The organism is Haladaptatus ordinarius (genome assembly GCF_054177595.1).
The window spans coordinates 1-7,176 of sequence record NZ_JBPEHH010000153.1 but is presented as its reverse complement, the minus strand read 5'-3'; the positions used below and the strand labels follow the sequence as shown (position 1 = coordinate 7,176).

At 61.2% G+C, this 7,176-nt stretch carries 4 protein-coding genes, 1 tRNA gene and 3 pseudogenes; 5 read left to right on the top strand and 3 right to left on the bottom strand.

Going from position 1 to position 7,176, the window contains the following annotated elements; translation table 11 throughout:
* Positions 1-120 precede the first annotated feature (120 nt).
* The 4 genes and pseudogenes from ACR3FF_RS24835 to ACR3FF_RS24820 form a co-directional block, all read left to right on the top strand.
* Positions 121-399: pseudogene (locus ACR3FF_RS24835) on the top strand (group I intron-associated PD-(D/E)XK endonuclease); the annotation flags it as partial.
* 89 nt (positions 400-488) lie between these two features.
* Positions 489-561 (top strand) — tRNA-Asp (locus ACR3FF_RS24830).
* A 295-nt stretch (positions 562-856) separates the two neighbouring features.
* On the top strand, positions 857-2,491 hold the full coding sequence (locus ACR3FF_RS24825) for a COG1361 S-layer family protein (protein ID WP_458190798.1): 1,635 nt from the start codon (positions 857-859) through the stop codon (positions 2,489-2,491).
* Complete coding sequence (locus ACR3FF_RS24820; protein WP_458190797.1) at positions 2,492-4,975, top strand: efflux RND transporter permease subunit; 2,484 nt, start codon at positions 2,492-2,494, stop codon at positions 4,973-4,975.
* Positions 4,976-4,981: 6 nt separating this feature from the next.
* On the opposite strand, the gene crcB (ACR3FF_RS24815) is transcribed toward ACR3FF_RS24820, so the two are convergent.
* The 3 genes and pseudogenes from crcB (ACR3FF_RS24815) to ACR3FF_RS24805 all read right to left on the bottom strand — a co-directional run bounded on the left by crcB (ACR3FF_RS24815) (position 4,982) and on the right by ACR3FF_RS24805 (position 6,877).
* Complete coding sequence (gene crcB, locus ACR3FF_RS24815; RefSeq protein ID WP_458190796.1) at positions 4,982-5,332, bottom strand: fluoride efflux transporter CrcB; 351 nt, start codon at positions 5,330-5,332, stop codon at positions 4,982-4,984.
* Positions 5,329-5,721, bottom strand: coding sequence for a fluoride efflux transporter CrcB (gene crcB, locus ACR3FF_RS24810; protein WP_458190795.1), 393 nt, complete (start codon positions 5,719-5,721; stop codon positions 5,329-5,331). The genes crcB (ACR3FF_RS24815) and crcB (ACR3FF_RS24810) overlap by 4 nt, the downstream gene beginning before the upstream one ends.
* A 95-nt stretch (positions 5,722-5,816) precedes the next feature.
* Positions 5,817-6,877, bottom strand: a pseudogene (locus ACR3FF_RS24805) (ATP-binding protein).
* Between the two features lie 56 nt (positions 6,878-6,933).
* Between ACR3FF_RS24805 and ACR3FF_RS24800 the strand changes: the two are divergent.
* Positions 6,934-7,032, top strand: a pseudogene (locus ACR3FF_RS24800) (carboxypeptidase regulatory-like domain-containing protein); the annotation flags it as partial.
* Between the last annotated feature and the right edge of the window lie 144 nt (positions 7,033-7,176).

The following is a 7,176-nucleotide window of genomic DNA, read 5'->3' as shown; positions in this document are numbered from 1 at the left end:
CGGTCGCCGCCGCATTCAAAAAGTCGTCTACCGAAGCGACGTCTTGCAGGGCGTTGGTACTGCTGGACACAGTTTCAAAACCCTGCGGCCTCCCTTGGGAGGCTTTCTATGACACGCTCAGTCCAGTGTAAAACCGGCTGGACGAACAAGGAAGATACGATGCGATTCAATACCCACTCACAGACGACCAAACAGGGGCGATATCACGAGAAAACGTATCACGGGAAGGTAGACGCTTTTCTCGTCCGATATCCGGAAAATGAGAAAATCTACTGGATAGATATCGACGAAGCAACGGAACAGAAGATGGAACTCCGATTCGATGCTCAGATAAATCATCCTTCGATCAACTGGGCGAAAGAGTACGAGTTTGGCGGTGAAATTCCGGAAAGTCACTGATCACGACAAGGTGCGCCAAACAATAACAATGGATAACGAAATCGACACCCCTTAATAAGGGCGCAGAGTAGGTGTAGTTGCGTTATCAGGCCCGGGTGGTGTAGTGGCCCATCATACAACCCTGTCACGGTTGTGACGCGGGTTCAAATCCCGCCTCGGGCGTTTTCTGCTTCCAACTCGTGAGCGATGCGTCTACGCCGAGCGAACGCCGGAAGCAGAAAACGGGATGAAAAGGATTTGAAGCCGATCAGCGGTGTGGCCGCGCAACGTAGTGAGCAGAAACCGTCGAATCCCGCCTCGGGCGTTTTCTTCTCTGGTGGGTGAAACGATAGCGATTCGGGAAACGGTCGCCGAAACCAGAGGCAAACCTATACGATTCTCCGTCACGTGACAAAACTGGGGGGAGACAGATGACGCCAATCGAGGGGAGTAGAGCGATTTACACGGGACTCGACGCATGAATCGGGGGGGAGTCGTTTCGATTATCGTCGCACTCCTGTTAGTATCGCAGGCAGGCAGCCACGTCGTTGCGGAGAGCAGTTCACCCGTCCAACAGACGACCACCGACGGAACAACGACGACCAGTGCAGAGCAGACGGTGACTACGATCATCAACCGAACGACCGGCGACTTCGAACTCGTCTCGGTCTCCTCGAACGTACCGGTCGACGGAACCGGGAATCTCTCACTGACGTTCGAGAATACCGGTGAAGACGTCTCCAACGCGAGTATAATGGTGCAATCACCCAACGAGAGCATCCGGTTCGGTCGTTCACAGAACGCCAGCGAGTCGGTGGGCAACTGGTCGGCAGGCGAACAGCGAACCGTCACGTACAGACTTCTCGCAGAGGAGTTCGCGGAGGTTCGAAACTACCCGTTTCAGGCGGTCGTCTCCTACACTACGACGAACGGTTCTCGCAAGCAGGCCGGGCCGTACATCTTCGACGTTCGGCCCGCCGAACCGATTCGACTGGATCGATTCGAGGTGACGGACATCTCCTCGAACGTACAGTCGGGCGATACGGGAACCATCTCTCTGACGCTCGAAAACACGGGACGCGACGTGAGCAACGCCATCGTTACCCTACAATCACGGAACGACCAACTCCGACTCGGGGGGTCACGGAACGCCAGTCAGTTCGTCAGCGAGTGGGCGACCGACCAGGACGTGACCGTCGAATATCAGGTGACCGCGAGCAACGACACCGTCGGCGGCAGTTATCCGTTCAGCATCTCGGTGTCGTATCTGGAAGACGGAACACGAAATCGAACCACGTCGGAAGTCATCGGCGTCATCCCCGCCCCGGAACAGGAGTTTTCACTCACAGACGTGAACAGCACACTTCGCGTCGGTGACGAGGGAGTGGTCGCCGGAACGGTGACGAACGAGGGGCCACAACCGGCGTCGAACGCGGTTCTCGTCCTCCAGTCCGAAGGAGAGAACGTCTTTCCACGGGAGACCGAATACGCACTTGGCACCCTCGAATCGGGCGAATCCGAGTCCTTCCGCTATCGAATCGACGTGAGCGACAGCGCAGACCGCGGGCCGCGACAGCTCTCGTTCCGGGTCAGATACCAGAATCAGGACGACGACTCCCGGCAGAGCAAACCGCTGGAGGCCCGCGTGCTCGTCGGCGAACGACAGGACGAGTTCGTCGTCACCTCGAGACAGGCGTCGGTCGCCGCCGGTTCGAGCGCGACCATCGCGCTCGAAATCACGAACAACGACGACAGAACCCTCCGAAACATCGACACACGGGCGTTCGTCGACAGTCCTCTGACCATCGACGACAACGACGCCTTCATCCCTCGACTCGCCCCGAACGAATCGGCTACGATTCGGTTCACGGTCGGTGGGGAAAGTGGAACGCTGGCGGGGACGTATCCGATGTCGCTCGATTTCCAGTACGAGACGCCCGACGGCGAGACGAAACTCTCGGACACCTACGAGGTTCCAGTGCGAGTAACGGAACCAGAAGACGATGGCTTGCTCCCGTTTTCGACCGGTTCCGGACTCGAACTACCGCTCGCCATCGTAATCGTCGTACTCCTCGGAATCGTCGGCATCGGCGCGATTCGGAGGTGGCGGTGAGTGGTCGCGTATCGGGCGGTCATCGACTGGCTCGACGAGTGGATCGTCGAACGGTCGAGAGTGGTCTTGCTCGCCTTTCTCGTCCTGACCGCCGGATTCGGCGTCGGTCTGACCCGTGTTTCGACCGAGGCCGGAACGAGCCAGTTCACCGAAGACACGCCGGCACAGGAGGCGTTCGATGCCGTCAATCGAGAGTTTTCGTCGCCGTTCGCGGTAGAGAACGGAAGCACACAGCTCATCCAATCGGGCAGAAACGTGCTCTCGAAACCCGAACTGCTAGCGATGTTGGAAGCCCAGTATCGCCTCGAACGACGAGAGGGGTTGCGCGTCGAATCGACGGCGAGTGCGGCGAGAATCGTCGCACAGACCCTCGACCCGAACGCGACGACGCTCGAAGCGCAGATTCGAACTGTAGAACGGGCGACGCCAACCGAGGTCGATGCTGCCGTTGGGCGGGCAGCGTCGAATCCCGAGTTCAGACGACTGCTGAGTGACGATTTCAATCGTCGTGCGGCCTCGGCGTCGGCGACCATCGGCATCGTCCAACACGGGATTCCGCGCGGCGTCTCCCAACAAGCCGGTGCGGAAGCGAGCGGCGAAGACCCACTCGCTGAAATCCAGAGTCGGTCACAAGCAGTCGTCACAACCGTCGATAGCGACATCCGCGTCTTCGGGAGCGGCATCATCTCGACGGAGCTGTCGAACGTCACCTTCGATTCGCTCATCATCGTCATCCCCGCCGCCGCGATACTGATATTCGTCTTCCTGCTGTTCGCCTACCGCGACCCCATCGACCTCCTGCTCGGGGTCGTCTCGCTGGTGATGACCATCGTCTGGACGCTGGGATTCACGGGCATCGTGGGCATCCCGTTCACCCAACTGCTCGTCGCCGTGCCGCCGCTGTTGCTCGCGGTGGGTATCGACTATGGAATCCACGTGATAAACCGCTACCGCGAGGAGCGTATCGTCGTAGAAGCGGTCGGCCCCTCGATGCGACGGGCGACCGACCAACTCCTCGTCGCGTTCTTCATCGTCACCGGAACCACGGTGTTGGGGTTCTCGTCGAATGCCACGAGTCGGCTGCAACCGATACAGGAGTTTGGAATCGTCGCTGCAATCGGTATCGTCTTCACCTTCCTCATCTTCGGCATCTTTCTGCCGTCCGCGAAGGTCACGGCCGACCGACTCCGGGTTCGACTCGACCTCCCCACGTTCGGTCGCCGTCCGCTCGGGGAGGAAGGCTCGTTTTTGGGACGAGTGTTACAAAAGAGCGTCGGACTCTCCCGGTGGAGCGCGACGACGGTTCTCGTCGTCGCGCTCGTGTTGACGGTCGGGGCCGGAAACTACGCGACGGGCATCGACACGTCGTTCTCGAACGAGGATTTCTTGCCACCCGAGGAGACGCCGGCATATCTCGAATCGCTTCCCGAGCCGTTCGCACCGGAGACGTACACCGTCACGGAGAGCATCAACTTTCTGGACGAGAACTTCGCCACCGCAGAGGACGACACGGTGACCATCTTCGTCGAGGGGCCACTACGAGAGGATTTCGCACTCGAATCAATACAGCAGGCCAATCGGAATCCACCGGAGGCGTTTCTCGTCACCGAGCGACAGGCCGACACAGAAAGCATCATCAGCGTCATTCGGAGCTACAGCGCCCGGTCGGAGGAGTTTCGGCGACTCGTTCGGCGAAACGACATCGACGACGACGGCGTCCCCGACGACGACCTCGAGGTCATCTACGACCGATTGCTCTCCTCGCCGGTTCGCGACCAGGCGTTACAGTACCTCGCCGAAGACCGACGAAGCACGCAGGTCGTCTACTCGATGAAAGGGAGTGCGTCACAGGAGGCCATCACGCGCGACGCTCGCACGCTCGCTGACCGATATCGATTCGACGCGACCGCGACCGGGGAAATCGTCGTCTTCCAGTCCATCGCGTCGCTCATCTTCACGTCTGCGGTTCGGAGCCTCGTCGTAGCACTGTTCGCCACGGCGGTCTTTCTCACGTTCATCTATCGCGTTCTCGTCGGACGGGCGGTGTTCGGCATCATCAATCTCGTTCCAATTGTCGTCTCGGTCGCACTGCTGGCCGGAACGATGCGATTACTCGGAATCCCGTTCAACGCACTCACCGCGACCGTCCTCGCCATCGCGCTCGGGTTAGGAATCGACTACTCCGCGCACGTGGTCCAGCGGTTCACCGACGAGTACGGCGTTCACGGCGAGGCGGACGTGTTCGACGCGCTCTCGCGGACCGTCCGTGGGACGGGGGGCGCACTGACTGGCAGCATGCTCACGACGATAGCGGGCACCGGGATTCTCGTCCTCGCAATCACACCCGTAATCGGTCAGTTCGGTCTCGTTATCGCACTGAGTATCTTCTACTCGTACCTCGCCGCCCTGTTCGTGACGCCCGCAGTCATCGTCGCGTGGGTCAGAGTTTCACGAAGAGCGACCGACGGACGCGACCGGGTGTAAGCGCGTTCAGACCACGACCGTCGTCGTCACGCTGCCGAGCGCAACCGCCACCAGCGAACCGACCAGATGCAGCGTCGCGTTGCCGACCGCCCTGCGCTGTTCGCCGCGTTCGTAGAGTCGAACCGTCTCGAACGCGAAACTGGAGAACGTCGTGAACGCGCCACAGAATCCCGTCCCGAACAGCGTGAGCATCGCGGGGTCTTCGGTCAACCCGGCGGTGAGAGCGCCGAGGAAGAAGCTTCCGGCGACGTTCACTGCGAGTGTCGCCCCACGCTCGCCCGGCAACGACTGTCCGACGAAGTGACGACACAGTGCCCCGAGCGTCCCACCGATGCCGACGAGCAAGACCGGATTCACGAGACGACACCTCCAACGACCCGGCGTCCGAGAAGGATGGCGAGGACTCCCAGCGAGTAGTTCGCCACGACGTTCACGGCGGCGAGAGTCGGCGACAAACTCGCGGTTTGAACCGCGAAGGTGCTGTAGGTCGTAAACGACGAGAGAAAGCCGGTGCCGACGACCAGCCGGGTTTCGGCCGTGAGCAAGTCTGCCAGATGCGCCTCGTAGAGGAGAACGCCGAGCGCGAAACTTCCGGAGACGTTGACCGCGAGCGTACCCCACGGAAACCCACCGGGAGGAAACGCAACACTCGTCGCGTAGCGAAGCGTCGCACCGACGAATCCTCCGACCGCAACGAGGAGAATCGGCTCGAACTGTTTGAGTGGGTGTGTATCCTGTACCGACATCGTTTCCTCAGAACGCCTCGGGTCTCGGCAGGCGGGTCGCGGTGACACGTCGAGAGTCCCCCTCGCTCGTGTTCGTGTGCAGTCAGCACCGCCACCTATCCCTTTCGGAGTTCGCTCGCGCTCGGACTCCCGCCACCGTGTTCGACTCGTCGTTCTCGAATCTGCACTGCGTGAACGCTCTCGGTCGCGTCGTCCACGACGACTGCCGCACCGGGCGTCTCGGGCATCCGGGCGGCGAACGACTCCTGCATGTACCCCGGTCGAGCGCGGGCCAGCGCGTCACGGTCGGCCCGCGAGGTCAGTCGGTGAGCCACGAGCACGTCCGATTGCGAGACCGTGACTTTGGGGAGTGCAGCGGGGCGTTGTGTCGCCGCGACGAGACTGACGCCCGGACGCCGCCCGCGCGTCACGACGGTTCTGAGTGCTGGTTCGGCGATGCCGTCGAAGAAGGCGTGAGCTTCGTCCACGACCAACCACGGAAGCGTCGCCACCGAGTCGGTGACCCGAGCACGATAGAGGTCGTCGGCTATCGCTCGAACGACGGCGTTCATCGGCGCTGACCTTGTATCCAGAGCAATCGAGCACGATACCTGACCCGGACCTCACGCAGTCTTCCGCCGTGAGTCCATCGGGTGAGAACACGTCCCACGAGTCGGCGAGCGCGAGGTGATTTCGCGCCGCCCGCCGAGCGGCCTGCGTCGTGTTCGCGTTCGAGACGTACCGAACCATCTCGGCGAGCGTCTCGGAGTCGAGCGCGGCCCGCCAGACGAGCGACCCCGTCGGACTCTCGTGGTCGAGACCGAATAATGTCACACCCTGCCCGCGACGTGAGCGCGCTCGCGGACACGCGAGGGTCGGCGTCGACTTCGAAATCGGAGACGGCGGCGAACGTGGTGAACGCACCCATCGGGTCGGCGACGACCGGCGTGACGCCATCGGCCGCTGTGAGCTCTTCGACCAGCACCCCGAGCGTGTAGGATTTCCCGTACCCGCGTTTGCCGACGACCAGCGCGGCGTGTGGCCCGTCGAGGTCGATACTGACCCGGGCACCGGGGCTCCCGTCGCGTGCTCGATACGTTCCGAGGTCGCCCGCCACACCGCCCCCCACTGTGTCCGAGTACCTGTGCCATGGGGTTGGATGCTCCCGACTTCCCATTTGAACCCTCGGACGAACGTTTATATATCAAACCGGAACCACTCCGGGCCATGTCCATCAGCCAGCGGTTTCGGTCGGACGACCGTGCGATAGAAGGACTTCCGATTCGTCTCGTCATCGCACTCATCGTCGGTGTCGCCAGCCTGAGTGTCATAGATACCACAGCGCGGATACCCACGACTTTAGCCCTGTCTCTTACCCACAAGTGCTAACGCCGCAGCTGACGAACCGAGGCTGTAAGATGCGGCATGGTTCACATAGTTGGCGGCCTGATATAGATGATGACGGAGAGTTGTGTG